Below are 26,507 nucleotides of genomic sequence, written 5' to 3'. Positions count from 1 at the left end.
CGGATTTGGCGGGTTCGGCGCGACTTTGACCCGCCATCAACAGCAAGTTTGTGTGGACGTTGAACATGCCGCACGCTATCCATGCTTCCCATGAAAAAAGGCGATCATCTCTTCCTCGTGGACGGCTCCGGTTTCATTTTCCGCGCCTTCCACGCCATCCCTCCGCTCAACCGCAAATCCGATGGATTGCCGGTCAATGCCGTGTCCGGCTTCTGCAACATGCTGTGGAAGCTGTTGAAGGATGCGCGCAACACCGATGTCGGGGTGACGCCAACGCATTTTGCGGTGATCTTCGACTATTCCTCCAAGACCTTCCGCAACGAGCTCTACGATCTCTACAAGGCCAACCGCTCGGCACCGCCGGAAGATCTCGTTCCGCAATTCGGCCTGATCCGCCACGCGACGCGCGCCTTCAACCTGCCCTGCATCGAGACCGAAGGTTTCGAGGCCGATGACATCATCGCCACCTATGCCCGCCAGGCGGAGGCGATCGGTGCGGATGTCACCATCATCTCCTCCGACAAGGACCTGATGCAGCTCGTCACGCCGAACGTGCATATGTATGACGCGATGAAGGACAAGCAGATCGGCGTGCCGGACGTCATCGAAAAGTGGGGCGTACCGCCGGAAAAGATGATCGACCTGCAGGCGATGACCGGCGATTCCACCGACAATATTCCGGGCATTCCCGGTATCGGTCCGAAGACGGCAGCGCAATTGCTGGAGGAATATGGCGACCTCGATACGCTGCTGGAGCGCGCGGGCGAAATCAAGCAGCAGAAGCGCCGCGAAAACATCATCGCCAATGCGGAGCTCGCCCGGCTTTCGCGAAAGCTCGTAGCCCTCAGAACGGATGTGCCGCTGGAGCTTGCGCTGGATGCGCTGACGCTCGAGGTGCAAGACGGACCGAAGCTGATCGCCTTCCTGAAGGCCATGGAATTCACCACGCTGACCCGCCGCGTGGCGGAAGCGACGGGTGCAGATGCGTCGGCCATCGAGCCCGCACATGTTCCGGTGGAGCGCGGGGCAGAGGCCCATGGACCTGATCTCGATGCCGATACCGACACGGGCGGCGATGCCGCATCCGTTCCGCTTGGCGAAGCGTCGGTAGCGGATGTCGGCGCCGTTCTCTCCAAGGCGGAAGGCGATACCCCTCAGGAGCTTGCCTCCGCCCGCGAGACGATCTTCGCCGCCGCCAAGATCGATACAACCACCTACCAGACTATTCGTTCAATCGAAGAATTGGATCGCTGGATCGCCATGGCGCGCGAGACGGGCGTCGTAGCCTTCGATACCGAAACCACCTCGCTCGACCCGATGACGGCGGAGCTTGTCGGCTTTTCCCTTGCGATTGCTGATAACAGCAAGAATGCCAGCGGATCGGACATTATCGCAGCCTATATACCGCTGACCCACAAGACGGGCTCCGGTGGCGATCTCTTCAGCGACGGCATCAAGCTGGCGCCAGACCAGATCCCCTTCGATCTTGCGCTTTCGCGGCTGAAAGACCTGCTGGAAGACCCAGCTGTTTTGAAAGTGGCGCAGAACCTCAAGTATGACTACCTGCTGGTCAAGCGCCTCGGTATCGTGATGCAGAGCTATGACGATACCATGCTGCTCTCCTACGTATTGGAGGCGGGCAAGGGCGCGCATGGCATGGATGCGCTTTCCGAGCGCTGGCTCGGCCACAAGCCGATCGCTTACAAGGATGTTGCCGGATCTGGAAAGTCGGGCGTAACCTTCGACTTCGTCGATATCGACAAGGCGACCGCTTACGCTGCCGAAGATGCCGATGTGACGCTCAGGCTCTGGATGGTGCTGAAACCCCGCCTTGTCGCCGACCGTCTCACAACCGTCTATGAGCGGCTGGAACGACCATTGGTGCCAGTGCTGGCACACATGGAAGAGCGCGGCATTTCCGTCGATCGGCAGATTCTCTCACGGCTTTCCGGCGAGCTGGCGCAGAAGGCTGCCGCTTTTGAAGAAGAGATTTACGAGCTGGCTGGCGAGAAATTCAATATCGGTTCGCCCAAGCAACTTGGGGATATCCTCTTCGGCAAGATGGGCCTGCCCGGCGGCTCGAAGACCAAGACCGGACAATGGTCTACCTCCGCTTCGGTGCTGGAAGACCTCGCCGCCGAGGGGATGGAACTACCGCGCAAGATCGTCGACTGGCGCCAGCTGACCAAGCTGAAATCCACCTACACGGATGCGTTGCCCGGTTATATCCATGCCGATACCAAGCGGGTGCACACATCCTACTCACTGGCATCGACCACGACGGGCCGTCTGTCTTCCTCGGAACCGAACCTTCAGAACATTCCGGTGCGCACGGCAGAAGGGCGGAAGATCAGAACGGCCTTCGTCTCCACGCCCGGCAACAAGCTTTTGTCGGCCGACTACAGCCAGATCGAATTGCGCGTGCTGGCGCATGTCGCCGATATTCCGCAGCTGAGAAATGCCTTCGAGAACGGCATCGATATTCATGCGATGACGGCGTCGGAAATGTTCGGCGTGCCGGTAGAGGGCATGCCATCGGAGGTGCGTCGCCGCGCCAAGGCGATCAACTTCGGCATCATCTATGGTATCTCCTCCTTCGGCCTTGCCAACCAGCTGAGCATCGGCCGCTCTGAAGCGGGCGATTACATCAAGAAGTATTTCGAGCGTTTCCCCGGCATTCGCGACTATATGGAAAACACCAAGGCCTATGCCCGCGAGCATGGCTATGTCGAAACCATCTTCGGTCGCCGTATCCATTATCCGGAAATCAAGTCGTCCAATCCCTCGGTGAAGGCGTTCAACGAGCGCGCGGCGATCAATGCACCGATCCAGGGATCTGCCGCCGATATCATCCGCCGGGCCATGATCCGCATGGAGCCAGCACTTGAACAGGCAAAGCTTTCGGCCCGCATGCTGCTTCAGGTGCATGACGAACTGATCTTCGAGGTCGAGGACAGCGAAATCGAAAAGACTTTGCCGGTCGTTGTATCCGTCATGGAACATGCGGCCATGCCTGCCATCGACATGAGGGTGCCGTTGCAGGTGGATGCGCGTGCCGCCAGCAACTGGGACGAGGCGCATTAAGGGCACGAATGTCATGTGCCTGTCGCCCATGAGGCGTAGGGGAAGGCTTCTATCAAGGTGCCCTCCCATGCACGCCCCGTTCGTTTCGCCACAACTTTCCGCCTTCTCGACCACCCATCACACTGCGCCACCCCGACATCTGGGAACGCGCTATTCTCCTGAGGGAGAATTTCTGCCTGAGCCGGGCAACACGGTCGTCTGCCATCTGGTCGACGGCTCGCCGTCTCAACAGGCGGTCATTGCCGCCCGTCAGCGGCTTCTCGATATGCCCGAGGCTTCGACCCACCTCGCCTTCACACCCGTCTCCAGCCTGCACATGACGGTGTTTCAGGGCATCATCGAGCATCGCCGCACCTGGCCGTACTGGCCGAAGGAGATGCCGGAAGACAGCACGATCAACGCGATGACAGCGTTTTACCGTGAGCGCCTCGCCGAATTTCCGAAGCTGCCAGCCTTCAACATGCAGGCAACATCCGTCACGCCGCTTGGCCTGATCCTGAAAGGGGTAACCGAGGTAGACGACAGGATCATCGCCGCATGGCGCGACGCCTTTGCCGAGGCCTTCGGCTATCGTCATCCCGATCACGAGACTTACGAATTCCACATTACATTTGCCTATGCCCGCCGCTGGTTCGAGCCGGAGTGCCTGCCGCGCTGGCAGGCGATGCTGGATGACTGCCTTGAAGAATTGCGGGCGTCAGCGCCGGTCATCGAAATGCGCCCGCCAGCCTTCTGTGCATTTGCCGACATGAACCACTTTGAGGAGTTGCTTGTGTTCAATCCCATCTGATATGGATGGGTCGGACGGATGCCGATTTTCGATTGCGTCGGTATCTCGCGAAAAAATGTGCGTCGGGGCTGGTCAAAGCCCCGCAGGGCATGTATAAGCGCGCCAAATTTCCGATATCGAGACATGCGACATTCGGCCTATGGTTCTGGCCGGTTCCCGTGTTTCGCCGCTTCAGTGGAGTAACACAAATGGCAGTTCCTAAAAGAAAAACGAGCCCGTCCAAGCGCGGCATGCGCCGTTCGGCAGACGCCCTCAAGGCAGCAACCTACGTCGAAGACAAGAACTCCGGCGAACTGCGTCGCCCGCACCACATCGACCTGAAGACAGGCATGTATCGCGGCCGTCAGGTTCTGACGCCGAAGGAAAGCGCATAATCAGCGCGTCTTGATGCGATTGCATGACGAACGAGCCGGCCTTTGGGTCGGCTTTTTTGTTGCCTTCTGCTGCCGTCGCAATGCCGCTTGGAAAAAAACGAACCCGCACATACTATCCTCATTAGGAGGACGGTTTTTTACAGCATGTCGCGCAAAAGTAGTGACCGGTTTTGCGACAACGACATGCGACAGAAAAACCGTCAAGTGGAGGGGTTTGAGTGAGATATCGGTGGGTCGGCATCCTTCTGCTTTGCCTTGGTCTGTGCGGCTTTGCCTTCACCAAGGGTCGGGAACTGCTTGCCGAGAGTTATCTCAACGAGGCTGCCGAACAGGGTGGAACGACGTTACGGCTCGCTGTCTCCGCCCTTGGCGGGCATCTGAGCCGCTACGAGCCGCTTCCCGCACTGATGGCCGATCACGACGATATCGAGGAGCTGGTTGCCCATCCGGAGGATCAGCGTCTCAGGCAGCGCGCCAACATCTATCTGAAGTCGATCAACGACCTTTTGAAGTCCTCCGACATCTATATCATGACGCTGGACGGTGAGACGATTGCCGCCAGCAACTATGATGGCCCGGCAAGCTTCATCGGACAGAATTTCAGCTATCGCCCGTATTTCCAGGATGCCGCCAAGGGGCTGCAGTCGCGCTTCTTCGCGCTTGGGACCACCTCACACAAGCGCGGCTATTATTTCGCCTCTCCCATCCTGTTCAACGACGTCATCAAAGGCGTCATCGTCTTCAAGGTGGATATTGAAGGCATCGAGGCCTCCTTCGGTACCGGCGAAAACCGCATCGTCGTTACCGATCCGGAAGGCATCATCTTCATGACCGGCGTGCCGCAATGGCTCTATTCGGCGATCCTGCCGCTGACGCCCGATAGAATTGCGAGAACCGAAGCCTCGCGCCGCTATGCGGATGCCAAGCTCAGCCAGTTGCCGGTTACCGAAGGCATCTTCGGCAGTCATCGGTTGATGACGATCCGTGAAGGGCAGCAGGACAGGGAATATCTCGTCCTTTCGCAACCCATGCCGGAAGCGGGCTGGACGGTGAATGTGCTGATGGATACCGGCTCGGTGCGCACGCAGGTGCAGACGACGATGCTGGCGGCCCTGCTCTGCTTTGGCCTGGCAGGCGCACTTCTGGCGGCCATGCTGCAAAGACGCAGGCGCCTGCAGGACCGGTTGGTGCATCAGGCAGAAGCCAAGGCAGAGCTGGAGCGGCGGGTGGAGGAACGCACCGCAGACCTGGCGCGGGTGAACCGCGACATCAAGCGGGAGGTTGCCGAACGCCGCCAGACGGAAAAGCAGTTGCGAAAAACCCAGAAGGATTTGATCCAGGCGGGCAAGCTTGCAGCCCTTGGCCAGATGTCGGCCGCCCTTTCCCACGAGTTCAACCAGCCGCTTGCCGCTGCCAAGACCTATGCCGAAAGTGCCTCTCTGCTGATCGAACGCGGGCGCGTGGAGGAGGCAAGGTCCAATCTCTCCCGCATCTCCGCCCTGATCGACAGAATGGCCTCGATCAGCAGGCACCTGCGCAACTTTGCCCGCAAGCCCAATGAGCATGTCGGTCCGGTTCCGCTCGACACGGTGGTGGCCGATACGCTCGAAATCGTCAGCGCAAGGTTGAAGGCGGCGGATGCGCAATTGCATGTGGCGCTTGGACCGGAGACGCTGTTGGTCAAGGCCGGACCGGTGCGTCTACAGCAGGTGCTCGTCAACATCATCTCCAATGCGGCCGATGCGGTAGAGGGACTGGACGACCGTCGTATCGATCTCACCGCACAAAAGAGCGACAACAAGGTGATCGTTTCGGTGCGCGATCGTGGCCCCGGCGTGCCGCCCGCGATCATGGAGCGCATCTTCGACCCGTTCTTTTCGACGAAAGGCGTCGGCAAGGGCCTGGGCCTTGGCTTGTCGATCTCCTATAATATCGTCAAGGATTTTGGCGGGCGGCTTGTCGTCACCAATCTGGAGGATGGCGGCGCGCGATTCGATATTGAACTCGACGCCGAAACACCGATGGAGATTGCCGCGGAATGAGCGTGTCCCGCGTATTGCTGATCGATGACGAAGAGGATTTGCGCCTTTCCACAGCCCAGGCGCTGGAGCTTGCAGGCCTCGATGTCGTTACCATCGACAATGCCGACCATGTCTTCGAACTGATCGGCTACAGTTTCGATGGCGTGATCGTCAGCGATATCCGCATGCCGGGTATCGACGGCATGAGCCTGCTGCAGAAGGTGCGGGAACTGGACGCGGAAATTCCGGTGATCCTCGTGACCGGCCATGGCGATGTGCAGCTGGCGGTCAGCGCCATGCGCAACGGTGCTTACGACTTTATCGAAAAACCCTTCAGCATCCAGTATCTCGCCGGCATCATCAAACGCGCCATGGATCGGCGTTCGCTGGTCCTGGAAAATCGGCGCCTGCGGGCGGTTGCCGGAAAACGTGACGATTTGGAAACGCGCCTGCCAGGCCGCACGCAGGTGATGGTCGATCTGCGCTACCGTATCCGTGCCATAGGGGCGGCGGATGCCGATACGCTGATCATCGGCGATACGGGGGCCGGCAAGGAAGTGGTGGCGCGGGCGCTGCATGATGTGAGCGCGCGTGCCGACCGTCCCTTCGTCGCCATCAACTGCGCGGCCCTTCCCCAGCATCTGATCGAGAGCGAACTCTTCGGCCACGAGGCAGGTGCCTTTCCGGGGGCGCTGAGGGCACGCTACGGCAAGTTCGAGCATGCGCGCGGCGGCACCATCCTGCTGGACGAGATCGGCTCCATGCCGCCCGATATGCAGGGCAAGCTGCTGCGCGTGCTTCAGGAGCGCACCATCACGCGGCTTGGCTCCAACGAGACCGTGGAACTCGATGTCCGCTTCATTGCCACCAGCAAGACGGACCTGGCGCATGAGGCCCTTGCCGGGCGCTTCCGCCAGGATCTCCTCTATCGTCTGAACGTCGCCACGATCCATGTTCCGTCGCTTGCACAACGGCAAAGCGATATTCCCCTGCTTTTCCTGCATCTCGTAAGAGAAGCCGCAGCGCGCTATGGCCGCGACGACATGGAGGTGCCATCCAGCATCATTTCATCGCTGGCGATGCGCGAGTGGCCCGGCAATGTGCGTGAACTGAGAAACGAAGCGGACCGGTTCGTTCTTGGACTGGACGGTCGCTCCGGCGAAGGGCCGCAAAGCGATCCGCTTTCCGGTCATGGGCTCTCCGCCAAGGTGGCGGAGTTTGAAAAAGGCATCATCGCAAGAACAATCGCGAGCCATAAAGGCAATCTGAAAGCCGTCTATGAGACGCTCGGAATATCGCGCAAGACGCTTTATGAAAAGATGCAAAAATACGCACTAACAAAGCATGCCCCCATCGATGAAGACATGACAAGCCCCTGAGTTCTGTTTTCTTTTCTTGTCATGGGTAGGAATCCACCCACGCCATTAAGGCGATGTTTCGGATTCCACCCATTCGGGCCGTTAGCCGACACTCTTTTAACGATTTGTTTTCTTCCCTCGATTGCGTGACGCGCGATCTCGACTGCAAATGATCTCACCCCGGCGAGCGCAGAGGAGTGCGTCTCGTCGCTGAGGCCATATTCATCGGGAGGAAAAGATGAAACTTCTGAAATCCGTCACGGGTGCAGTCGCTGCCGCCGCCGTATCGCTCTTTGCGCTTTCTGCAGCCGCACAGGATTATCCTGGCCGCAACATCACCATGGTCGTGCCGTTCTCCGCAGGCGGTCCAACGGACACCGTGGCACGCCTCGTTGCTGAATCCATGTCCAAGGATCTCGGCCAGCAGATCATCGTCGAGAACGTCGGCGGCGCTGGCGGTACGCTTGGTGCAGGTCGCGTGGCATCTGCTGATCCGGATGGTTACACCCATCCTTCTGCATCACATCGGCATGGCCACCAGCGATACTCTCTACCGCAAGCTCGCCTACAAGACGCTGGACGCCTTCGACTATGTCGGCCTCGTGACCGAAGTTCCGATGACCATCCTGTCGCGCAAGAACCTTGAAACCAACGACCTCAAGGGCCTGATCGACTACGCCAAGGCGAACAAGGACAAGGTGACGGTTGCCAATGCCGGCATCGGCGCTGCCTCCCATCTGTGCGGCATGCTGTTCATGAGCGCCATCGAAACCCCGCTCGTCACCGTTCCTTACAAGGGCACAGGCCCTGCCATGACCGACCTTCTCGGCGGTCAGGTCGACATCATGTGCGACCAGACCACCAACACCACCAAGCAGATCCAGGGCGGCACCGTGAAGGCTTACGCGGTCACCACGCCTCAGCGTCTGAGCGTCCTGCCGAACGTGCCGACGGCTGCGGAAGCGGGCCTGCCCAACTTTGAAGTCGGGATCTGGCACGGCATCTACACACACCGAAGGGCACGCCTGCGGCTGTGAATGAGCGTTTGTCCAAGGCGCTTCAAGTGGCGCTGAAGGATCAGAACGTTGCCGCACGCTTTGCCGAACTCGGCACCACGCCTTCGCCGGAAGCAGATGCGACGCCCGCCGCACTGAAGGCGAAGCTCGAAAGCGAAATCGCGCGTTGGAAGCCGGTCATCGAATCTGCCGGCCAATACGCCGACTGATCCCGCTTCAGGCCGGGGATGACGCGGGTCGTCCCCGGTATCCGCTTGCGGATAACAACGCAGCTTAAAGACCTCATCGAACTCTACAGACATCGGGCCGGAAGCGACACCGATGCACAGGCGGGGACGACCATGAAATCAGTCAGTTTCGATGCCACGGAAGCCATCTGTGGCGCAATTTTCATCTGCCTTGGCATTTTCTTCGCCTGGCAATCCTATGATCTCGAACTCGGTACGGCCTTCCGCATGGGACCGGGATATTTTCCGCTCGTCCTCTCGCTGATCCTGGTGCTGCTTGGAGGCGTGATCCTTCTGCGAGCCGGCAAGATCGCAGGTGAGCCGATGGGTTCGATTGCGTGGCGGGGCATCTTCTTCATCCTTCCCGCGCCCATCTTCTTCGGTTTCACGGTGCGCGGACTGGGCTTCGTGCCCGCGCTTTTCCTCAGCGCACTGATTGCCTCCTTTGCGTCGCACAAGATGAAACCAATGATGGCCGTGCTTCTGTCGGCTGCCATCACGGTCTTTTCGGTTCTTGTCTTCAATTACGGTCTCGGCCTGCCTTTCCAGCGCTTCGGCCCCTGGCTCAATTTCTGAGGTCGCGTCATGGAACTCTTCGATAATTTGGCACTTGGCTTCTACACGGCCTCGACGCTTCACAACCTGTTCTTCTGCCTGATCGGCGTGCTTCTCGGAACGCTGATCGGCGTTCTGCCGGGTATCGGTGCCACGGCCACCATCGCCATGCTGTTGCCTATCACCTTCCAGCTGGAGCCTGTCTCCTCGCTGATCATGCTGGCCGGTATCTATTACGGCGCGCAATATGGCGGTTCGACCACGGCGATCCTGATCAACATGCCGGGCGAGTCTTCCTCCGCGGTGACGGCCATCGACGGTTACCAGATGGCGCGCAAGGGCAAGGCGGGTGCAGCGCTCGCAATTGCTGCCATTGGCTCCTTCTTTGCCGGTACGGTCGCGACCTTTCTCGTGGCAATTTTCGCTCCACCCTTGACGGCGATCGCGCTCGAATTTGGCGCGGCGGAATATTTCTCGCTGATGGTCGTGGGTCTCGTCTCGTCCATCGCCCTGGCGCACGGTTCCATAGTCAAAGCGCTCGCCATGGTCGTGCTCGGTCTGCTGCTTGGCCTTGTCGGTACCGACATCTACAGCGGCACGCCGCGCTTTACCCTTGGCATTCGCGAATATGCCGATGGCCTGAACTTTGTCGCGGTCGCGGTCGGTGTCTTCGGTATCGCCGAAATCCTGCGCAATCTGGAAGACGAACGCACACGTACCGTTCTCATGGCCAAGGTTTCCGGTCTTCTGCCGACCAAGGAAGACTTCAAGAAGATGGTTGCGCCGGTCATTCGCGGTACGATCATCGGCTCGGCTCTCGGTATCCTGCCAGGTGGTGGTGCCATCCTTGCCGCGTTTGCCTCCTATACGGTGGAAAAGCGCGTCTCGAAGAATCCTGAAGAATTCGGCCATGGCGCAATCGCTGGTGTTGCCGGGCCGGAATCGGCCAACAATGCTGGTGCTCAGACCTCCTTCATCCCGCTCCTGACGCTCGGCATCCCGGCAAACCCTGTCATGGCGCTGATGGTTGGCGCGATGATCATCCAGGGCATCGTTCCCGGCCCGAATGTCGCGAGCGAACAGCCAGCACTTTTCTGGGGTATCATTGCCTCCATGTGGATCGGCAACCTGATGCTGGTGGTGTTGAACCTGCCGCTTATCGGGCTTTGGGTGAAGCTTTTGACGATCCCCTACTACGTGCTCTTCCCGATCATCATGGCCTTCTGCGCCATCGGCGTTTACAGCGTCAACTCCAACGTCTTCGATCTCTATGCCGTCGCCTTCTTCGGCTTCATCGGCTACGCCTTGGTGAAACTGCGCTGCGAACCGGCACCGCTGCTGCTCGGCTTCGTGCTCGGCCCGCTCCTCGAGGAGAACCTGCGCCGCGCCATGATCCTGTCGCGTGGCGATCCGAGCACTTTCGTCACAAGGCCGATCAGCGCTACGCTACTTCTGATCGCCCTTCTGGTTCTCGTCGTCGTCTTCCTGCCAAGCGTCAAGAAGAAGCGCGAAGAGGTCTTTCAGGAGGAAGGCTGACACAACGTCAAAAGTCTTCACAACAACAGAGGCCGGGCACGACGTGTCCGGCCTCTGTCTTGTTTAAGCTTTATAAAACTGCGAAAGCAACGTGAATGAAAACGGAGGTCTTTATGGCAGATCACAACGACGCGCGGATTGTCGCTCTGGAAGAAACGGTCGCATATCAGGCCAAGACGATCGAGGAACTGTCTGACCAGTTGGCGGAACAATGGAAGGTCGTCGAGCAGACGCGCGCGAAACTTGATCGTCTCACCGAGCGGTTCTTAAGCCTTGAGGAGCAGTCGCTCGACGCGCCAGCCATCACCAAGCCACCGCATTACTGATGAATGCCAGCGCAGTACGAGATAGTGAGGAGTCGAGATGACAAAGAGCGCGATACCGACAGCCGCCGGCGAGGTTCTTTCCTTCTGGAACGAGGCTGGTCCAGATAAATGGTTCGAGAAGAACGCCCATTTCGACAGCTCCTTCCACGCCCGCTTTCACGATCTGCACTTCGCAGCGGCCCGTCAAGAATTGACCGGCTGGCTCAACGCGCCGGAAAGCAGCCTTGCGCTCCTCCTTCTCCTCGATCAGTTTCCCCGCAACTGTTTCCGGGGAACGGCGCATATGTACGCGACCGATCCGCTGGCGCTTCATTATGCCCGCGACGCGATTTCGCGCGGCCATGATCAAGCGATCGATCCTGAGCTCCGGATTTTCTTCTATCTGCCCTTCATGCATTCGGAAGAACTCGCCGATCAGGAGCTTTGCTGCAAGCTTTGCGAGCCTCTTGGCGAACGATACCTGCCCTTCGCGATCGAACATCGGGATATCGTCCAGCGTTTTGGCCGCTTCCCGCACCGCAACGACATCCTGCTTCGCGGGACGACAGTGGAAGAGCGCGCCTTTCTCGACGAAGGCGGTTTTTCCGGATAAGCTTCAGCACTTTAAAGATGAACCTTTATGCCCCTCACGATCGGGCGAAGGAAAGCGCGCAGCTCATCGTCCGTCAGGTCCAGGCGATTTGTCAGCAGCCTGTCGAGAGCAAAACTCGAAAGCGTTTCGATCACCGTTACCGGATCGACCCAAGGCTCGATCTCGTTCCGCGCCTTCGCTCTGCGCAGCATTTCGGCGCTCTGCTGTCGGCGCTCCACAAGGAAAGCGGAAAGCGCTGCCAGTGCCTCCTCATTGATCTGGGCTTCGGCCACAACGCTGCGGAAAATAGCACCCGCGCCCCCGCCCAGCCAATAGGCGACGAGATTCCTCAGGAAGAGAAACAAATCCTCCTCCACGCTCCCGGTGTCCGGGGTCGGGATGCTGGTCTTATTCAACTGGTACGCATCCAGAAGAAGCGCAGCGCGTGACGGCCACCACCGGTAAATCGTCGGCTTTCCGGCCTTTGCAACACGCGCCACAGCCTCGATCGAAAAGGCGGAAAGTCCTTTCTCCGACAGAATCGCTTCAGCGGCACGCAAGATTGCCTCACGGCTGTCCGGGTTGCGCTGCGCGCCGATGGACCGGCGGCGGACCGGGGGCGCTTTAGCCCTTGTCTCATCGGTCATGGATGCCTCCAGAACTCGCTACCTGTAGCTCCCGTGCTCCCATAGAACCCGGCAAGGGACGTCGCTAAATCGAGCCTTCTCCAGTCGATGCTTTAGCCGAAATATCACTTGAACGGAATGGTCTGTTTTATTATAAACGAAACGTTCCGTTTCATTGGAGTTGCCATGTCTTCCACAGCTTCATCGATTATCTTAAAACCACATCGTCTTCGACTTGCGCTGGTCATGACCTTTGCCGTGTATCCCGTCATCACCAGCCTGCTTTATGCACTGGGGCCATTCACCGAAAATTGGCCCCTTTGGCAACGGACCATGTTGCTGGCGCCGATCATGGTTGCGGCCATCATCTTCGTCGTCACACCTCTGGTCATGCTCTGCTTTCGCCGTTTCGTCATGGTGCATCACCCACGGTGAGAAAACCGCAAACAAGCAGAACCGCCGGGCTCATCATCCGGCGGTTCTGTGTTTTTGTCTTGATTCAAAAGATAAAGCGTTCTTTGTGCGTCCAATAGGACGCACGGCGCTTTAGTTGCGGCTTTTAGCCGTCGAAGAATTCCTTCATACGCGCAAAGAAGCCCGTCGATTCCGGATTGTTGTCCTTCGAAGAGATTTCCTCGAACTCCTGCAAGAGTTCGCGCTGACGCTTGGTCAGCTTCTGCGGCGTTTCAATCTGGATCTGGATGTAGAGATCACCCGTCTGCGCAGAGCGCAGAACCGGCATGCCCTTTCCCTTCAGTCGGAACTGCTTGCCCGGCTGCGTGCCTTCCGGCACGGTCACACGCGACTTCGTTCCGTCCAGCGTCGTGACATCGAAGGTACCGCCGAGCGCTGCCGTCGTCATTGAGATCGGCACGGCGCAATAGAGATCGGCGCCATCACGCTGGAAGAATTCGTGCGGACGCACCGACAGGAAGATATAGAGATCTCCCGAAGGACCGCCCCGCATGCCAGCTTCACCCTCGCCCTGCAGGCGAATGCGCGTGCCGTCTTCGATACCAGCCGGGATGTTGACCGAGAGCGAACGCTCTTCCGTCACGCGGCCCTGGCCGTGGCACTTGGTGCAGGGATCGGTAATCGTCTGGCCACGGCCATGACAGGTCGGGCAGGTCCGCTCGACCGAGAAGAACCCTTGCGCTGCACGCACGCGACCCGAACCCTGGCAGGTGCCGCAGGTTTTAGGGCTCGTACCCGGCTTTGCGCCGGAACCGGAACAGACATCGCAGGTTATGGATGTAGGCACCCGGATCTGCGCCGTCTTGCCGGTGAAAGCTTCTTCCAGCGAAATTTCCATATTGTAGCGGAGATCGGCACCACGTTCGCGGCCGCCGGAGGAACGGCGCGCACGGCCGCCACCCATCATCTCGCCAAAGATGTCTTCGAAGATGTCGGAGAAGCCGCCGCTGGCAAAACCACCGCCGCCGAAGCCGCCGCCACCGCCGCCCATGCCACCCTGTTCAAAGGCTGCGTGGCCGAAGCGATCATAGGCCGCGCGTTTCTGCGGGTCTTTGAGCGTTTCGTAGGCTTCGTTGATTTCCTTGAATTTCTTCTCGGATTCGGCGTCATCAGGATTCTTGTCCGGATGATACTTCATCGCAAGTTTGCGGAAGGCGCTCTTCAGCTCCTTTTCATCGGCGGATTTGCTCACGCCCAATGTCTCGTAAAAGTCTGCTTTCGCCATGAAGATAACACACCCCGAAATGGATTTCCGGCTGCACGAGGCAGCCGGATTCAGTCTCATTTACCCAAGTTCAAGAGCAAGAGCCACGATTTACGCGGACTTCTTGTCGTCCTTGATTTCCTCGTAGTCGGCGTCGACCACACCATCGTCCTTGCCGCCTGCTCCGCCTTCACCGGCTTCCGCCTGCTGGGCTTCGTAGATGGCCTGACCGAGCTTCATGGATACTTCCATAAGGGTCTGGGTCTTCGCCTGGATGTCGTCTGCATCCGGCTCGGATGCTTCGACAGCCGTCTTGAGGGCAGCGATGGCATCTTCAATTGCCTTACGGTCGGTTTCAGAAACCTTGTCACCATACTCCTGAACCGACTTCTCGGTGGAGTGGATCAGGCTTTCGGCCTGGTTCTTGGCTTCTACGCCCGCACGGCGCTTCTTGTCGGCTTCAGCATTGGCTTCCGCATCCTTGACCATCTTTTCGATGTCGGCGTCGGAGAGACCACCAGAGGCCTGGATACGGATCTGCTGTTCCTTGCCGGTGCCCTTGTCCTTGGCCGAAACCTGAACAATGCCGTTCGCGTCGATATCGAAGGTGACTTCGATCTGCGGAACGCCACGCGGAGACGGCGGCAGGCCAACGAGGTCGAACTGGCCGAGCAGCTTGTTGTCGGCTGCCATTTCGCGCTCACCCTGCGAGACACGGATGGTCACGGCAGACTGATTGTCTTCGGCGGTCGAGAAGGTCTGGCTCTTCTTCGTCGGGATCGTCGTGTTGCGATCGATCAGACGGGTGAAGACGCCACCCAGCGTTTCGATGCCGAGAGACAGCGGGGTTACGTCGAGAAGCAGAACGTCCTTGACGTCGCCCTGCAGAACGCCAGCCTGGATGGCAGCGCCCATGGCAACCACTTCGTCCGGATTGACGCCCTTGTGAGGCTCCTTGCCGAACAGCTGCTTGACGACTTCCTGCACCTTCGGCATGCGGCTCATACCACCGACGAGAACGACTTCGTCGATCTCGGAAGCGGAAACGCCGGCATCCTTCAGCGCTGCCTTGCAGGGCGCCACGGTGCGCTGAACCAGGTCGTCGACCAGGCTTTCGAACTTGGCACGTGTCAGCTTCAGCGTCAGGTGCTTCGGACCGGAAGCATCTGCCGTGATGAAGGGCAGGTTGATTTCGGTCTGCTGCGAAGACGACAGCTCGATCTTTGCCTTTTCAGCGGCTTCCTTGAGGCGCTGCAGAGCCAGCTTGTCGGACTTCAGGTCGATGCCGTTGTCCTTCTTGAATTCGGTTGCGAGGTACTCGACCAGACGCATGTCGAAGTCTTCGCCACCGAGGAAGGTATCACCATTGGTGGACTTCACTTCGAAGACGCCATCGCCGATTTCGAGGATGGAGATATCGAAGGTACCACCACCAAGGTCGTATACGGCAATCGTCTTGCCGTCCTTCTTGTCGAGACCATAGGCAAGAGCGGCAGCCGTCGGCTCGTTGATGATGCGCAGCACGTCGAGACCAGCGATGCGGCCTGCATCCTTGGTGGCCTGACGCTGGGCGTCGTTGAAGTAGGCCGGAACGGTGATGACGGCCTTTTCGACCTTCTCGCCGAGGTAGGATTCAGCGGTTTCCTTCATCTTCTGAAGGATCATCGCGGAAATCTGCGAAGGGGAATAACCCTTGCCCTGTGCTTCTACCCAAGCGTCACCATTGTCGCCCTTGACGATGTTGAAGGGGACGAGGCCCTTGTCCTTCTCAACGGTCGGATCGTCATAACGACGACCGATGAGGCGCTTGACCGCAAACAGGGTGTTGGTCGGGTTGGTGACGGCCTGGCGCTTTGCCGGCTGACCGACCAGACGCTCGCCATCATCGCTGAACGCGACCATGGAAGGGGTCGTGCGTGCGCCTTCCGCGTTTTCAATGACTTTAATGTCCTTGCCGTCCATCACTGCGACGCAGGAATTGGTCGTGCCAAGGTCGATACCGATTACTTTTGCCATTTTCTTCTCTCCTTGAAGCGAGTCATCGGAACCCCGGCAGGCATTCCACTGACGACTCCTTGACTTGGATGGTCTTGCCTTTTTGTCAGCATTTCTGCTGGTATGCGGCGTATATAAGGAGCGAATTTTCCTGCTGCAAGGCGAATGGCGCCAGCGAAGGCAGCAAAAAGAAAGATTTGCTGCACTTCTTTATCGTGCTTCTAAAGCTAGTGTGACAGGCCCGTGACAAACACAAGTACTCGTGTTGAAGTCACCGCACAGGCGTTACCCCTGCGGCTTGATCAGGCTCTTAACCCTCTGGGCGAAGACATCCAGCTGAAAGGGCTTGGTCATGACGTGCATTCCGTGGTCGAGATGACCGTGGTTCAACACTGCATTCTCCGCGTAGCCAGTAATGAACAGCACCTCAATATCCGGCCGGTTAACCCTTGCTGCGTCCGCCAGTTGCCGGCCATTCATACCGCCCGGCAAACCGACATCGGTGATCAAGAGGCTGATCTGCCTGTTCGAATTGAGAAGACGCAAGGCGGACGGCGCGTCCTCCGCTTCGATGACCGAATAGCCAAGATCCTGAAGCTCCTCGACGGCGAGCATTCTGACCAGAGGCTCGTCATCCACCACCAGGATCGTCTCGTCGCCATCGGCGCGCGGTGCATCGATGCTGGCTTCGGCCTCCGGATCGGCCGCATCGATGGAGCCGGAATAGCGCGGCAGATAGATGCAGATCATCGTGCCTTTGCCGAGTTCGGAATAAATGCGCGCAGCACCGCCTGACTGACCGGCAAAACCATAGACCATGGAAAGGCCTAGCCCCGTGCCCTGACCGATCGGTTTGGTGGTAAAGAACGGATCGAAGGCGCGTTCGATAATGTCCTGCGACATGCCCGTTCCCGTATCGGAAACGCAAAGCGACACATATTGCCCAGGCTCCAGCCCGCGCATCCGGGCCGCGCGCTCGTCCATCCAGCGATTTCCGGTTTCGATCGTGAGCTTGCCGCCATTCGGCATGGCGTCGCGCGCATTGATGCAGAGATTGAGAAGCGCGTTTTCCAGCTGGCTGGCATCGACGAATGTCGGCCAGAGACCAGCCGCGCCCACCGTCTCCACCTTGATCTCCGGCCCGACGCTGCGGATCACCAGCTCAAGCATGCTATCGACCAGCGTGTTGATGTTCAGCGGTTTCGGATCGAGCGTCTGGCGGCGCGAGAAGGCGAGCAGTCGTTGGGTCAGCGCGGACGCGCGTTTGGTGGCACCCGTCGCGCCATTGATATAGCGCGAAAGATCTCCAACCCTGCCCTGTGCGAGGCGTGTATTCATCATTTCCAGGCTGCCGCTGATGCCAGCCAGGATGTTATTGAAATCATGGGCAAGCCCCCCCGTCAGCTGGCCGACGGCCTCCATCTTCTGGGCCTGTCGCAGGGCTTCTTCTGCCACCATCAATTCGGCAGTGCGCTCCTCGACCTGCTGCTCCAGAGTGGTGTTCAGCTTTTCCAGCGCCAGCTCAGCCTCTTTTCGTGCAGTGATATCCTGAAACAGAACGGCAACCTGACGGCGTTCTTTCGGCTCGATTCGGACGGCAGCAAGTTCCAAATAACGGCCCGTGGCAACCAATTCCTGCTGAAAGCGAATGGGCTTACCGGTTTTAAGAACCGCACCATAGCGCGCGATCCAGGCATCGGCCTCATCCGGCACCATCTCACGCAGCTTTTGACCGACGACGTTCGGAATGCCGGCGTGGCGAGCATAGGCGTCGTTTGCCTGGATATGCACATAGTCGCTGTCCGGCCCATGCGGCCCATCGAGAAACTCGATGATGCAAAAGCCTTCGTCGATTGCGTCAAACAGACCCTTGTAAAGGTCTTCGCTTTCTCGCCTTGCCCGCTCCGACAATGTGCGTTCAGTGACATCCGAGCCTTCGACGAAAATGGCGCAGACCGCACCGGTCTCATCGCGGATTGGCTGATAAAGGAAGTCGAGATAGCATTCCCTACCGGGAGAGCCTTCTTCGGTCTGAATGATGAAGAGGGCGCCGAGAGCCTTATAGGGAGTACCGGTTCGGTAGACCTCGTCGAGAATGCTGACGAAGCCTTGCTCCGCAGCATCGGGGAGCGCTTCTGCGACGGTTCTACCGAGGATATCGTGACGTCCGACAAGGTTCATATAGCTTGGATTGGCAAGCTCGAAGCGGTGGTTTGGGCCGCGCAAAAGCGCAATGAAGCTCGGTGCCTGTTCGAAGAGTTGAGTGAGGATCGGACCGATATTGCCGGTATCGTTAGTCACAGTCATTACCATTACGGAGTCGTTGTTACGGGCATGATCAGGTTCGGTGGCACAATGAGAGCGTCTTTTCCGCTGATCATGGCATCGAGATATTCGAGCGCGTTTTGTAAGCCATTAACGGTGTAGGGCTTTTCGATAGCGCCTACGGCGCCAGCAAAATCAGGCGGAATGCGCTTCACATTGCCGCTGACGAACACATAAGGGATGTCTCTGCTGGCAAGAAAGCGCCCGACATCGACGCCGGTCGGGCCGTCGAGAAGATGGATATCGACAAAGGCGAAATCCGCGCTTTCCTTCTCGATCAGCGCCATGGCCGATGCGCTGTCGGCTGCGACACCGATGACGGTATGGCCTGCGGCCTCGACTTCGCTTTCCAGTTCAAGCGCCAGGAGTGCCTCATCCTCCACGATGATGATGCGCAAATTCATGATTCCTTTTCATGTCCAACCAACAGCGTCACACTCACGATCGTCTGCCGGCCATTTTGTTCTCGTTTGATTTCCGCACTGACTTGGCGTGCGCAGGTTTCCAGCAACATCTGACTGAAACGCTGTTCTTCCTCATCAACCTCGACGAGGTCGATCGTATCGGCCACCTGAATGAGGAAGTGTCCGTTCAGTCTCTTTACCGTCACCTTGATGTCACCGCCACCATCACCCAAACCACGTCTGACCGCATCGCCCACCAACTCGTTGACGATGAGCGACAGAGGTGATGCTTTGTCTGCGGACACGTAAACCGGGGATAGATCCAGCGTCACATTGATATCGGTGCGCTTCAACTGGCTCGTCAGGTTAACCACCAGGTCTTCGGCGAAATCGGCGACGTCGAAACGGGCGATATTGTCAAAGGTGAAAAGCTTGCGATGAACGGTGCTGAGCGCTTCGATGCGGTTCAGCACCGATTTCAGCGTCGCGCTCGCCGTCTCGTTCTTGGTCATCCGCTCCTGAAGCTTCACGATAGACGCCATCGTCATGAGGTTGTTCTTGACGCGATGATCGACCTCGTGAACGAGCATTGTCTTGGCGTCGAGCGCATCGCGAAGATCCTTCGTGCGACGGCTGACTTCTTCTTCAGCGAGGTTACGGGCCTCGGCGAGCTCTGCTTCCTTGTCCTTGATGCGGGTGAAATCGAGCTGCGAGGCGAAGTAATAGATCACTTCTTCCTTGTCGTCCCGGACCGGGCTGACAAACAGAGCGTTCCAGAATTCCCGCCCGTCTTTTCGATAGTTCAAAATGTCGACAGAGACGGACGTGCCCGCATTGATCGCCTCACGTATCTTTACCACCGCCTGGCGATCGGTCTTCTCGCCTTGAAGGAGACGGCAGTTACGACCGATCAGTTCGTCGCTACTGTAACCCGTCAGGTCGTTGAAGGCCTTGTTGCAGAAAATGATCGGGTTATCGTGCTGCTTCGGATCGGTGATGATCATTGGCATCCGGGTTGCCTTGAACGCTGCCGCAAAGGGGTCTTCCGATGCATGTTCGGCAAGCAAACGCTCGCCAGCCTTACGCGCTTCCAGAGGCAGCAGATAGTCGACCATGAATTTTCCCGCACTTCACCACATGCGTAATCGTTTCGAGGCAGGAAAGTTCCGGTCCCTCAGGGCAATTTCGTGTCACTGTCAAATTTCCATTGATCATCGCTATTTGTGGCGAGGCGCTGCCGCCATTTCGGCGAAGCGCCGCACCTCATATTATCTTGTTCTCAAAAGACTTTGCGCAACTTGGCATCGACAGAATGTCTATTGCCGCCTCTCACCGCAAAGAACAGAAATATAGCCGACCACAGCACGGACTTCTCCGCACCGACGAGCCCTTCCGACCTGACGATCCAGTGGAAATAGACCGTGACCATCAAGACGATGAAGGCCGCGAAAGCCGCCGGACGCGTCAGGAGACCGATTGCCACGAGAATCCCGCCGAAAAATTCCGTTGCTGCCAAAAGGGGCGACCAGAAGACGCCCGGATAAAAGCCCAGGCTTTCCACCATACCGACCGCACCGAAGGGGTTTGTGATCTTGCCGAAACCGTGCGTGACGAGAAGCACGCCCGCGACAACGCGCAAGATTGTTTCGACCAGTTCGTGGGTGCTGTTGTAGATCGGCGCGATGGCCGGGACGATCAAGCGTTCACGAGAAAACTCATTATTCGCCATGGAATACTCCGCTGATTGCAATTCCCGACCTTCTGCAAGAAGCTACTTTGAACACAAGTCGTAACCGCTCAAAACATGACAAACTAAGTAATATTTCTGTGAGCTTAGAGAAGGATCACCGATATGGATACAGCTGTAAAACCTCGCATTTCGATCATCTACTGTACGCAGTGCAACTGGCTGCTGCGTTCTGCCTGGATGGCCCAGGAACTTCTCAGCACCTTTTCAGACAGTCTTGCAGAAGTCGCGCTCATTCCAGCTACGGGCGGACGCTTCGAAATCACGTTGGACGGCGAAGTTTTGTGGGAGAGAAAGCGCGATGGCGGTTTTCCGGGACCCAAGGAATTGAAACAGCGCCTGCGCGACATTATCGACCCGGACCGGGACCTCGGCCATCTCGACCGGCAGAAGAACGAAGGCTTGGATACATGACGCTTTCTGAATGCCGTCTCAACGCTCTCTGAAGGATCAAATGCGATAGCGCGCGTGATATGCTGGCGGAATAGGATGAGCAACGACGGACTATTCCAGATGCGGAGGGAAGCGTGCAGCGATGTTTTTTGATGAAAAAACAAGGATCGTCACAAAACTTCAAAATCCCTGTTGACACCAGCCGCCCGCCCCCGTACATGGCTCCTCGTCGCCCAGATGGCGGAATTGGTAGACGCGCCAGCTTCAGGTGCTGGTACTCGCAAGGGTGTGGAGGTTCGAGTCCTCTTCTGGGCACCAGTTTTCTGATTTAGTTGTCCGAGGGCATCTAAATCATCTCGCAAAAAGCCCCGGTTTCCGGGGCTTTTTCGCGTTTTGGGGCCGTATTCGTCTTAGCCCGTCTATCCGCATCAAACCGATTTCATGGTATTTTTATTGGTATTCATGGTATCTCTGGCTAACGTTCCAGAGCAAATACCATCGGAGATACCATATGCTTCTGAACGATACTCGTATCCGCGCAGCCAAGCCCACTGACAAAATTCAGAAGCTCTCGGATGGTGGCGGTCTTTACCTTATGATCGACCTCAAGGGGTCGAAGCTCTGGCGCATGAACTTCTGCTATCATGGAAAGCAGAAGACCTTGGCCTTCGGGAAATACCCCGAAGTGAGCCTTGCCGACGCGCGCAAGCGGCGCGATGCCGCTCGCGCGCAGTTGGCTGCGGGCGACGATCCCTCCCAGATCGCAAAAGTCGAAAAGCTCAAGCGAAAAACAGAGGTCGCAAATACCTTCAAGGCCATTGCCGACGAGTTTATCGCCAAGATCGAAAAGGAGGGGAAGGCCGACGCCACGCTGACAAAGAAGCGCTGGCTTCTCGACATGGCCTGTGCCGATCTTGGACCGCGGCCAATCGGCGACATTTCAGCCGTCGAAATCCTTGCCACGCTCCGCAAAGTCGAGGCGAGAGGCAACCTCGAAAGCGCCCGCAGGCTCCGCTCAACTATCGGGCAGGTCTTCCGATATGCCATCGCGACAGCGCGGGCAGAGAACGATCCTACCTTCGGCCTGCGCGGCGCGCTGGTCGCGCCCACGGCGTGACGCATCGGGCCGCGCTTACAGATCGATCCGCATTCGCCGGGCTTGTCCGATCTGTGTGGGGCTACAAGGGGCAGGCAACTACCAAGGCCGGGTTGATGCTCATGGCCCTCCTCTACCCCCGGCCCGGTGAGCTTCGCATGGCCGAATGGTCGGAATTTGATCTCGATAAGGCTGTGTGGACGATACCTGCCGAGCGTACCAAAATGCGCCGCGAGCATAAGAAGCCCCTCCCGCCCCTCGCGGTCGAAATCCTGCGCGATCTGCATAAGCTGACCGGATATGGGACGTTCGCCTTTCCTGCCTTCCACACCACCAAACGCTCAATGAGCGAGAATACGCTCAATGCCGCCCTTCGCCGCCTCGGCTTCACAGGCGACGAAGCGACGAGCCATGGCTTCCGCGCGTCTGCATCATCCTTGCTCAACGAGAGCGGCCTGTGGTCGCCTGACGCAGTGGAGGCGGAACTTTCGCACCTAAGCGCGGATCAGGTTCGTCGGGCGTATCACCGCGCCGCGTATTGGGACGAGCGCGTCAGGATGGCAGCGTGGTGGCAAGGAGAGATCGAGACGATGCTCAAGGGGGCAGACGTGATCGACCTCGCCGCCAGCGCCTAGCCCCTCATTCCCGACCAATGAAATTGCGGGCGTAGGTTATTTCCAAATATACTTATGTTCATTGTCAGAAATGTTTCCGTTTCTGGCGAAATCCCTTTGCTGTTCGTTGCGTCCCGCAACGTCCGCTGCCATGTATTGAACATGCAGCGCAGGTTGAACGGTCGGCTGGCGCGCGATTGATCCGAATTAAATAAATTGACCATGACCGCTCCCGCTATCACGGAGTTTGTCGTGAAAGACACCCCTATCGAGAAGTTGGCTTTTTCTATTCCAGAAGCTGCTCAGAAACTCTCAATATCAAGAGCGTCGCTTTATCTCCTCATAAAAGCTGGCACCATTCGGCCCATTAAAATTCTTGGCCGGACTGTTCTTACAGAGGCAGAGCTTCGGCGCTTCCTTTCCAGCCTTTCGGGAGACGCCGCATGATGCGCCGCTCCCTTACTCTTCTGGCGGTCACTGGCGCTGCGTTCATCGCGCTCGGTTCCGTCGCCGCCGCTCCTCTCGCCCACCGCCCGCATGATTGGCACCCGGATCGCTTCACGACCATCGCGCCCGGTGTAGCGGAACAGTTGGGAGGGCGTTGATATGACGGCCCTCAATCACACCAAGCAGAATGCCCGCGATCTGATGGGCCGTGCCAGAACTGACCGGATAAATGATTTCGGCCTGCCGGGTGGGCTTACGCCGCCCCGGCAGCGCCCGTCGAAAGCCGATCAGCGGGCAGAGGCGCAGGCGGCGATTGCCGCTGCTACCCGGACTATTTCATGCGCCTGCGGCCACAGCGCCCGCGTGCCGATCACGGCACGGATGCGCGGTCGGCGGTTCTCTTGCTCGAAATGCGGGAGTGTTATCGAATGACGGACACTCCCAAGAAGAAGCGTCGCGACGAGGCGGTCGTCTCTGCCTACTTCGACTGGCAGAAGCGGTTCCGCCAGCAGTTGCTCGCTCATCCCGCCGCGCAGAGAAACCCTCGCCTTTTCTGCCTCGGCTTCATCCTCTCGGAAATGTTCGATTGGCAAAACTTCGACTGCCATCCGAGCCGCGAGAACCTCGCCGAGAAGCTCGGCATCACGGTAACGCAGGTTTCGGCGCTGACAAAAGAGCTTGCTCACCTTGGCTTCATTCAGGTGAAGCGTCGCCGGAACACTTCGGCGATTTACGTCGGCAGGATACCGCAGGAAGTAAACTCCACTTCACTTCCTGATGCAGCCAAATCGGACGCGGACGAGGATCAGGAAGTGAAGTCCAGCGAAGTTAGGAAATCAAGTGCAGTTGACTTCGGGAAGTCAAGTGGACTTGACCCTAACGTAGTGAGGAACGTAGCTTTTAACGAAGGCGGCGGCGCGCTCCACGCGCCTGCCGCCCATCCTGTCATCAATGACGAATTGAGGTCGGAGCAGAGCGCGTCCGCATCAGCGCCCTTGAGGGGCGCTGCGGTCGCGCCTGAGATCACCGATGACGATGACATCATCGCTGCTCGCGTCATGGTCTTTTCAGCAGGCGAAGACCCCGAAGAATTCTTCGAAAGGGTCGCTGACGATGACATCCTCGGCTACGCAGACAGGCAGGCTCGCGGAGAGCTTCTCAATGCCATGGTCCAGCACGACCGCGATCCTGACGACCTGATGGTCAAGCTTGGCCGCCGCCTCGACCTTGGAGAACTGACGTACCGGCGCTTCATCGACGAGATTGAGAGCAGGCAGAAGGAGGCCCGCCATGTGTGATCAGATGGACCTCTTTGCGTGGGCGGCAAGCCAGCCCCCTCCTCCGTCGAAAACCGCCAAGATCATCAACAAGGTGAAATTCTTCCGGCGTAAGAAGAACGAAGTCCTTGCGATCTTTTACGCCAACCCGAAGGCGCTTCTCCGTCCGGCTTCCGGTGAGATCATCGATCTCGAAGCCTTCAAACAGCGGCGGGCGGAGCAATCCGCCACGACCGCCTCAACAGGGAGGGCGACCGCATGATCTTACAACTCATTGAAGCACAGATCATCCGCCTCGCGGCCGCCGTCGCTCGTGACCGGAAAACGCAAGGCGCGGATGAACTTCGCAAGATCACGTCCCTGACGACGACGCTTGAAAGCTCGGTGATAGATCTGTTCATCGCCGCTGGCCTCGATCCTGCTGCGGCAGAGATTGCGGCCAAGGCATATGCCCTCGGCTGGGCGGATGGCGTGCATCGTGGAACGGGCGAAACGCTTTCCGACGCCGTGCTTGAGAGGCGCTATGCCAGCGAAGGCGACGCGGCAGTTCTCCCTTGCAGCGCGCGGCTCTTGCAGTGAGGGCCGCCGATGGAACTGGAGAAGCTGTCCTCGACGGACCTCGCCGCCATCATCGCGAAGGCAGGCGCGATCCTCGCAAGGCGCGCGGGCGATCAGCGCCCCGCGCAAATGCCTTTGCTGCCTGACCTCGATCCCATCGATCCGGCTACCGTCGATCTGGATGAAAGGCTTGCTGATGGCTCGCGCCGCTGGCTTGCACCGAAGGAAGCCGCGGCCATCGTCGGCAAGGATGCGGACACAATCATCCGCAAAATTAAAAACGACGGGATCGGCATCCAAATCGGCGGAAGATACTTCGCCGATCACACAAAAATTAAAGGCGTCGTCTTCCGGGCTGTCGCGGCAGCCGGTGGCCGCGTCCTCTGGACGCTGACAAAGCTCTCGCTTGTCGGCCTCGCAGTCGGCGCAGCGGCGACGTGGATTTACAACAACTGGAATAACCTTCTGAATTTCTTCTCCGGCTTTGCGGATGGATTTTCGAAGACGTTCGAAGGCTTCGGCCCGGCGCTCACTCCTATCGTGACCGGCTTCGGCGACCTCTACAAATGGGTCTCCGGCCTGCTCGGGCCGATCAACGATACGAACGGCGCTTTCAAGTCATGGGGCGAGACGGTCGGCGGCGTCGTGGCCGGGGCTGTGAACTCGGTGGTCGCGGCCATTGAGCGATTGATCGGCGGCATCCGCTCGGCAGTCGAATGGGCTGGCAGCCTGAAAGACAAGCTCGGCGGCTTGATGACGTGGGGATCGGGCGGCGGCGGCGCAGAAATGCCGTCCTACGACGCCATGGGCAACCCGACAGGCCACCGCGCGACCGGCGGTCCTGTCTGGCCGGGCGGATCATTCGTGGTCGGCGACGGTGGCGAGCCGGAGATTTTCACGCCGAAGACGGCGGGGACGATCACTCCGATGAGCAAGGCCGGGGGCAGCGTCAGCATCGGCCCGTTCACGTTTCACGGTATCTCGGGTGATGCTGCCGAGCTTGAGGCGCGCGTTCGCCGCGCCGTCTCTGATGGCGTCGATCAGCTTCTTCGCGGGGCGCACGCCGATGCCGGGGCATACTCATGATGGGGGTTACAGACCGGTTTACCCGCTTCATCGCGGCACTAGGCGTGCAGGACGCCTCCATGACGGGTCGGCGGTGGTTCGGGCGAGGATTGCTACGCTTCACCGCCCTGCCCGGCATTGGCACCGATGACAGCGAGGTCGCAGCGATATGGTGCCATGGCTACAGCGAGGGCGCTGACGACGCTCTCCGGCTTGCCGGGATCGTCTTGTCTGACCCTGTGTGTCGTGGCCGGGAACGGGAAGCCCTCAAGCTCCTATCCGAGGGGCTGGACCACGGATCGATAATCGCAGCGCTGCGGGTCAGCAAACCCGCAAGCGCGCAAGATAATGTGTTCAATCTTGCAGACCGCAGGGGCGGATGAGGGTGCGGGCAGATGGAAAAGGGCGGCGGAAAACATTTTAG

Annotated in this window: 28 protein-coding genes, 1 tRNA gene and 1 pseudogene; 23 read left to right on the top strand and 7 right to left on the bottom strand. The window is 58.6% G+C overall.

Annotation, left to right across the window (positions count from 1 at the left end):
• Positions 1–90: 90 nt before the first annotated feature.
• The 10 genes and pseudogenes from polA to QE408_RS09145 all read left to right on the top strand — a co-directional run bounded on the left by polA (position 91) and on the right by QE408_RS09145 (position 11,879).
• Complete coding sequence (polA, locus tag QE408_RS09190) at positions 91–3,084, top strand: DNA polymerase I (RefSeq protein ID WP_306934740.1); 2,994 nt, start codon at positions 91–93, stop codon at positions 3,082–3,084.
• 67 nt (positions 3,085–3,151) lie between these two features.
• Entirely contained in the window at positions 3,152–3,874 is a 723-nt protein-coding gene (locus tag QE408_RS09185; RefSeq protein ID WP_306930467.1) for a DUF1868 domain-containing protein, read from the top strand.
• Positions 3,875–4,062: 188 nt separating this feature from the next.
• Positions 4,063–4,248, top strand: a complete 186-nt coding sequence (rpmF, locus tag QE408_RS09180) for a 50S ribosomal protein L32 (RefSeq protein ID WP_016556742.1) — start codon at positions 4,063–4,065, stop codon at positions 4,246–4,248.
• Positions 4,249–4,466: 218 nt separating this feature from the next.
• A complete protein-coding gene (locus QE408_RS09175; protein WP_306930455.1) occupies positions 4,467–6,290 on the top strand; it encodes a sensor histidine kinase in 1,824 nt (607 codons plus the stop codon).
• Positions 6,287–7,648: a sigma-54-dependent transcriptional regulator gene (locus QE408_RS09170; protein ID WP_116493016.1), complete on the top strand. Its 1,362-nt coding sequence runs from the start codon at positions 6,287–6,289 to the stop codon at positions 7,646–7,648. Before QE408_RS09175 ends, QE408_RS09170 begins: the two co-directional genes overlap by 4 nt.
• A 217-nt stretch (positions 7,649–7,865) precedes the next feature.
• Positions 7,866–8,852: pseudogene (locus tag QE408_RS09165) on the top strand (tripartite tricarboxylate transporter substrate-binding protein).
• A gap of 132 nt (positions 8,853–8,984) precedes the next feature.
• Positions 8,985–9,446, top strand: coding sequence for a tripartite tricarboxylate transporter TctB family protein (locus QE408_RS09160; RefSeq protein ID WP_306930452.1), 462 nt, complete (start codon positions 8,985–8,987; stop codon positions 9,444–9,446).
• A gap of 9 nt (positions 9,447–9,455) precedes the next feature.
• On the top strand, positions 9,456–10,961 hold the full coding sequence (locus QE408_RS09155) for a tripartite tricarboxylate transporter permease (protein ID WP_306930450.1): 1,506 nt from the start codon (positions 9,456–9,458) through the stop codon (positions 10,959–10,961).
• Between the two features lie 113 nt (positions 10,962–11,074).
• Entirely contained in the window at positions 11,075–11,287 is a 213-nt protein-coding gene (locus tag QE408_RS09150; protein WP_306930448.1) for a SlyX family protein, read from the top strand.
• Between the two features lie 37 nt (positions 11,288–11,324).
• Entirely contained in the window at positions 11,325–11,879 is a 555-nt protein-coding gene (locus QE408_RS09145) for a DUF924 family protein (RefSeq protein ID WP_306930446.1), read from the top strand.
• An 11-nt stretch (positions 11,880–11,890) separates the two neighbouring features.
• Here the strand turns inward: QE408_RS09145 and QE408_RS09140 are convergent, their stop codons facing one another.
• A complete protein-coding gene (locus QE408_RS09140; RefSeq protein ID WP_306930444.1) occupies positions 11,891–12,505 on the bottom strand; it encodes a TetR/AcrR family transcriptional regulator in 615 nt (204 codons plus the stop codon).
• A gap of 165 nt (positions 12,506–12,670) precedes the next feature.
• On the opposite strand from QE408_RS09140, the gene QE408_RS09135 reads away from it, so the two are divergent.
• Positions 12,671–12,919, top strand: a complete 249-nt coding sequence (locus QE408_RS09135) for a hypothetical protein (protein WP_306930443.1) — start codon at positions 12,671–12,673, stop codon at positions 12,917–12,919.
• A gap of 124 nt (positions 12,920–13,043) precedes the next feature.
• Here QE408_RS09135 and dnaJ read toward each other — a convergent pair whose 3' ends face one another.
• The 6 genes from dnaJ to QE408_RS09105 form a co-directional block, all read right to left on the bottom strand.
• Positions 13,044–14,183: a molecular chaperone DnaJ gene (dnaJ, locus tag QE408_RS09130; protein ID WP_306930441.1), complete on the bottom strand. Its 1,140-nt coding sequence runs from the start codon at positions 14,181–14,183 to the stop codon at positions 13,044–13,046.
• Between the two features lie 90 nt (positions 14,184–14,273).
• Entirely contained in the window at positions 14,274–16,178 is a 1,905-nt protein-coding gene (dnaK, locus tag QE408_RS09125; protein WP_306930439.1) for a molecular chaperone DnaK, read from the bottom strand.
• A gap of 264 nt (positions 16,179–16,442) precedes the next feature.
• The gene (locus tag QE408_RS09120; protein ID WP_306930437.1) at positions 16,443–18,458 is read right to left on the bottom strand and encodes a PAS domain-containing protein; all 2,016 of its coding nucleotides are present in this window, start codon (positions 18,456–18,458) and stop codon (positions 16,443–16,445) included.
• 11 nt (positions 18,459–18,469) lie between these two features.
• Positions 18,470–18,880 carry a response regulator gene (locus QE408_RS09115; RefSeq protein WP_306934739.1) on the bottom strand — a complete coding sequence of 137 codons (411 nt, stop codon included), beginning with the start codon at positions 18,878–18,880 and terminating at the stop codon, positions 18,470–18,472.
• Between the two features lie 2 nt (positions 18,881–18,882).
• Positions 18,883–20,001 (bottom strand): PAS domain-containing protein, encoded by a 1,119-nt coding sequence (locus QE408_RS09110; RefSeq protein ID WP_306930436.1) that lies wholly within the window; start codon positions 19,999–20,001, stop codon positions 18,883–18,885.
• A gap of 164 nt (positions 20,002–20,165) precedes the next feature.
• Positions 20,166–20,615: a DoxX family protein gene (locus QE408_RS09105; RefSeq protein ID WP_306930435.1), complete on the bottom strand. Its 450-nt coding sequence runs from the start codon at positions 20,613–20,615 to the stop codon at positions 20,166–20,168.
• Between the two features lie 123 nt (positions 20,616–20,738).
• Between QE408_RS09105 and QE408_RS09100 the strand changes: the two genes are divergently transcribed.
• From QE408_RS09100 to QE408_RS09045, 12 genes are all read left to right on the top strand, one after another.
• On the top strand, positions 20,739–21,047 hold the full coding sequence (locus tag QE408_RS09100) for a SelT/SelW/SelH family protein (RefSeq protein WP_306930433.1): 309 nt from the start codon (positions 20,739–20,741) through the stop codon (positions 21,045–21,047).
• 210 nt (positions 21,048–21,257) lie between these two features.
• Positions 21,258–21,344 (top strand) — tRNA-Leu (locus tag QE408_RS09095).
• A 193-nt stretch (positions 21,345–21,537) separates the two neighbouring features.
• Complete coding sequence (locus QE408_RS09090) at positions 21,538–22,143, top strand: tyrosine-type recombinase/integrase (protein WP_306930431.1); 606 nt, start codon at positions 21,538–21,540, stop codon at positions 22,141–22,143.
• Between the two features lie 95 nt (positions 22,144–22,238).
• Complete coding sequence (locus QE408_RS09085) at positions 22,239–22,757, top strand: tyrosine-type recombinase/integrase (protein WP_306930430.1); 519 nt, start codon at positions 22,239–22,241, stop codon at positions 22,755–22,757.
• 231 nt (positions 22,758–22,988) lie between these two features.
• Complete coding sequence (locus tag QE408_RS09080; protein WP_306930427.1) at positions 22,989–23,183, top strand: helix-turn-helix domain-containing protein; 195 nt, start codon at positions 22,989–22,991, stop codon at positions 23,181–23,183.
• Positions 23,180–23,341, top strand: coding sequence for a hypothetical protein (locus QE408_RS09075; RefSeq protein ID WP_306930425.1), 162 nt, complete (start codon positions 23,180–23,182; stop codon positions 23,339–23,341). Before QE408_RS09080 ends, QE408_RS09075 begins: the two co-directional genes overlap by 4 nt.
• A 1-nt stretch (position 23,342) precedes the next feature.
• Positions 23,343–23,615 (top strand): hypothetical protein, encoded by a 273-nt coding sequence (locus tag QE408_RS09070; protein WP_306930423.1) that lies wholly within the window; start codon positions 23,343–23,345, stop codon positions 23,613–23,615.
• Positions 23,612–24,481 (top strand): hypothetical protein, encoded by an 870-nt coding sequence (locus QE408_RS09065; RefSeq protein WP_306930422.1) that lies wholly within the window; start codon positions 23,612–23,614, stop codon positions 24,479–24,481. The genes QE408_RS09070 and QE408_RS09065 overlap by 4 nt, the downstream gene beginning before the upstream one ends.
• Complete coding sequence (locus QE408_RS09060) at positions 24,474–24,722, top strand: hypothetical protein (protein WP_306930420.1); 249 nt, start codon at positions 24,474–24,476, stop codon at positions 24,720–24,722. Before QE408_RS09065 ends, QE408_RS09060 begins: the two co-directional genes overlap by 8 nt.
• On the top strand, positions 24,719–25,039 hold the full coding sequence (locus QE408_RS09055) for a hypothetical protein (RefSeq protein ID WP_306930419.1): 321 nt from the start codon (positions 24,719–24,721) through the stop codon (positions 25,037–25,039). Before QE408_RS09060 ends, QE408_RS09055 begins: the two co-directional genes overlap by 4 nt.
• Before the next feature lie 9 nt (positions 25,040–25,048).
• A complete protein-coding gene (locus tag QE408_RS09050; protein ID WP_306930417.1) occupies positions 25,049–26,104 on the top strand; it encodes a hypothetical protein in 1,056 nt (351 codons plus the stop codon).
• Complete coding sequence (locus QE408_RS09045) at positions 26,101–26,466, top strand: hypothetical protein (RefSeq protein WP_306930415.1); 366 nt, start codon at positions 26,101–26,103, stop codon at positions 26,464–26,466. The genes QE408_RS09050 and QE408_RS09045 overlap by 4 nt, the downstream gene beginning before the upstream one ends.
• The last annotated feature ends 41 nt before the right edge of the window (positions 26,467–26,507 follow it).

The organism is Agrobacterium larrymoorei, assembly GCF_030819275.1.
Taxonomy (GTDB): Bacteria; Pseudomonadota; Alphaproteobacteria; order Rhizobiales; family Rhizobiaceae; genus Agrobacterium; species Agrobacterium larrymoorei_B.
This window is presented reverse-complemented; position numbering and strand designations above follow the sequence as displayed.

Coding starts and splice junctions, on each gene's coding strand:
- polA (WP_306934740.1), top strand. CDS start 91: ATGAAAAAAGGCGATCATCTCTTCCTCGTGGACGGCTCCGGTTTCATT.
- QE408_RS09185 (WP_306930467.1), top strand. CDS start 3,152: ATGCACGCCCCGTTCGTTTCGCCACAACTTTCCGCCTTCTCGACCACC.
- rpmF (WP_016556742.1), top strand. CDS start 4,063: ATGGCAGTTCCTAAAAGAAAAACGAGCCCGTCCAAGCGCGGCATGCGC.
- QE408_RS09170 (WP_116493016.1), top strand. CDS start 6,287: ATGAGCGTGTCCCGCGTATTGCTGATCGATGACGAAGAGGATTTGCGC.
- QE408_RS09160 (WP_306930452.1), top strand. CDS start 8,985: ATGAAATCAGTCAGTTTCGATGCCACGGAAGCCATCTGTGGCGCAATT.
- QE408_RS09155 (WP_306930450.1), top strand. CDS start 9,456: ATGGAACTCTTCGATAATTTGGCACTTGGCTTCTACACGGCCTCGACG.
- QE408_RS09150 (WP_306930448.1), top strand. CDS start 11,075: ATGGCAGATCACAACGACGCGCGGATTGTCGCTCTGGAAGAAACGGTC.
- QE408_RS09145 (WP_306930446.1), top strand. CDS start 11,325: ATGACAAAGAGCGCGATACCGACAGCCGCCGGCGAGGTTCTTTCCTTC.
- QE408_RS09140 (WP_306930444.1), bottom strand. CDS start 12,505: ATGACCGATGAGACAAGGGCTAAAGCGCCCCCGGTCCGCCGCCGGTCC.
- QE408_RS09135 (WP_306930443.1), top strand. CDS start 12,671: ATGTCTTCCACAGCTTCATCGATTATCTTAAAACCACATCGTCTTCGA.
- dnaJ (WP_306930441.1), bottom strand. CDS start 14,183: ATGGCGAAAGCAGACTTTTACGAGACATTGGGCGTGAGCAAATCCGCC.
- dnaK (WP_306930439.1), bottom strand. CDS start 16,178: ATGGCAAAAGTAATCGGTATCGACCTTGGCACGACCAATTCCTGCGTC.
- QE408_RS09110 (WP_306930436.1), bottom strand. CDS start 20,001: ATGGTCGACTATCTGCTGCCTCTGGAAGCGCGTAAGGCTGGCGAGCGT.
- QE408_RS09105 (WP_306930435.1), bottom strand. CDS start 20,615: ATGGCGAATAATGAGTTTTCTCGTGAACGCTTGATCGTCCCGGCCATC.
- QE408_RS09100 (WP_306930433.1), top strand. CDS start 20,739: ATGGATACAGCTGTAAAACCTCGCATTTCGATCATCTACTGTACGCAG.
- QE408_RS09090 (WP_306930431.1), top strand. CDS start 21,538: ATGCTTCTGAACGATACTCGTATCCGCGCAGCCAAGCCCACTGACAAA.
- QE408_RS09085 (WP_306930430.1), top strand. CDS start 22,239: ATGCTCATGGCCCTCCTCTACCCCCGGCCCGGTGAGCTTCGCATGGCC.
- QE408_RS09075 (WP_306930425.1), top strand. CDS start 23,180: ATGATGCGCCGCTCCCTTACTCTTCTGGCGGTCACTGGCGCTGCGTTC.
- QE408_RS09070 (WP_306930423.1), top strand. CDS start 23,343: ATGACGGCCCTCAATCACACCAAGCAGAATGCCCGCGATCTGATGGGC.
- QE408_RS09065 (WP_306930422.1), top strand. CDS start 23,612: ATGACGGACACTCCCAAGAAGAAGCGTCGCGACGAGGCGGTCGTCTCT.
- QE408_RS09060 (WP_306930420.1), top strand. CDS start 24,474: ATGTGTGATCAGATGGACCTCTTTGCGTGGGCGGCAAGCCAGCCCCCT.
- QE408_RS09055 (WP_306930419.1), top strand. CDS start 24,719: ATGATCTTACAACTCATTGAAGCACAGATCATCCGCCTCGCGGCCGCC.
- QE408_RS09050 (WP_306930417.1), top strand. CDS start 25,049: ATGGAACTGGAGAAGCTGTCCTCGACGGACCTCGCCGCCATCATCGCG.
- QE408_RS09045 (WP_306930415.1), top strand. CDS start 26,101: ATGATGGGGGTTACAGACCGGTTTACCCGCTTCATCGCGGCACTAGGC.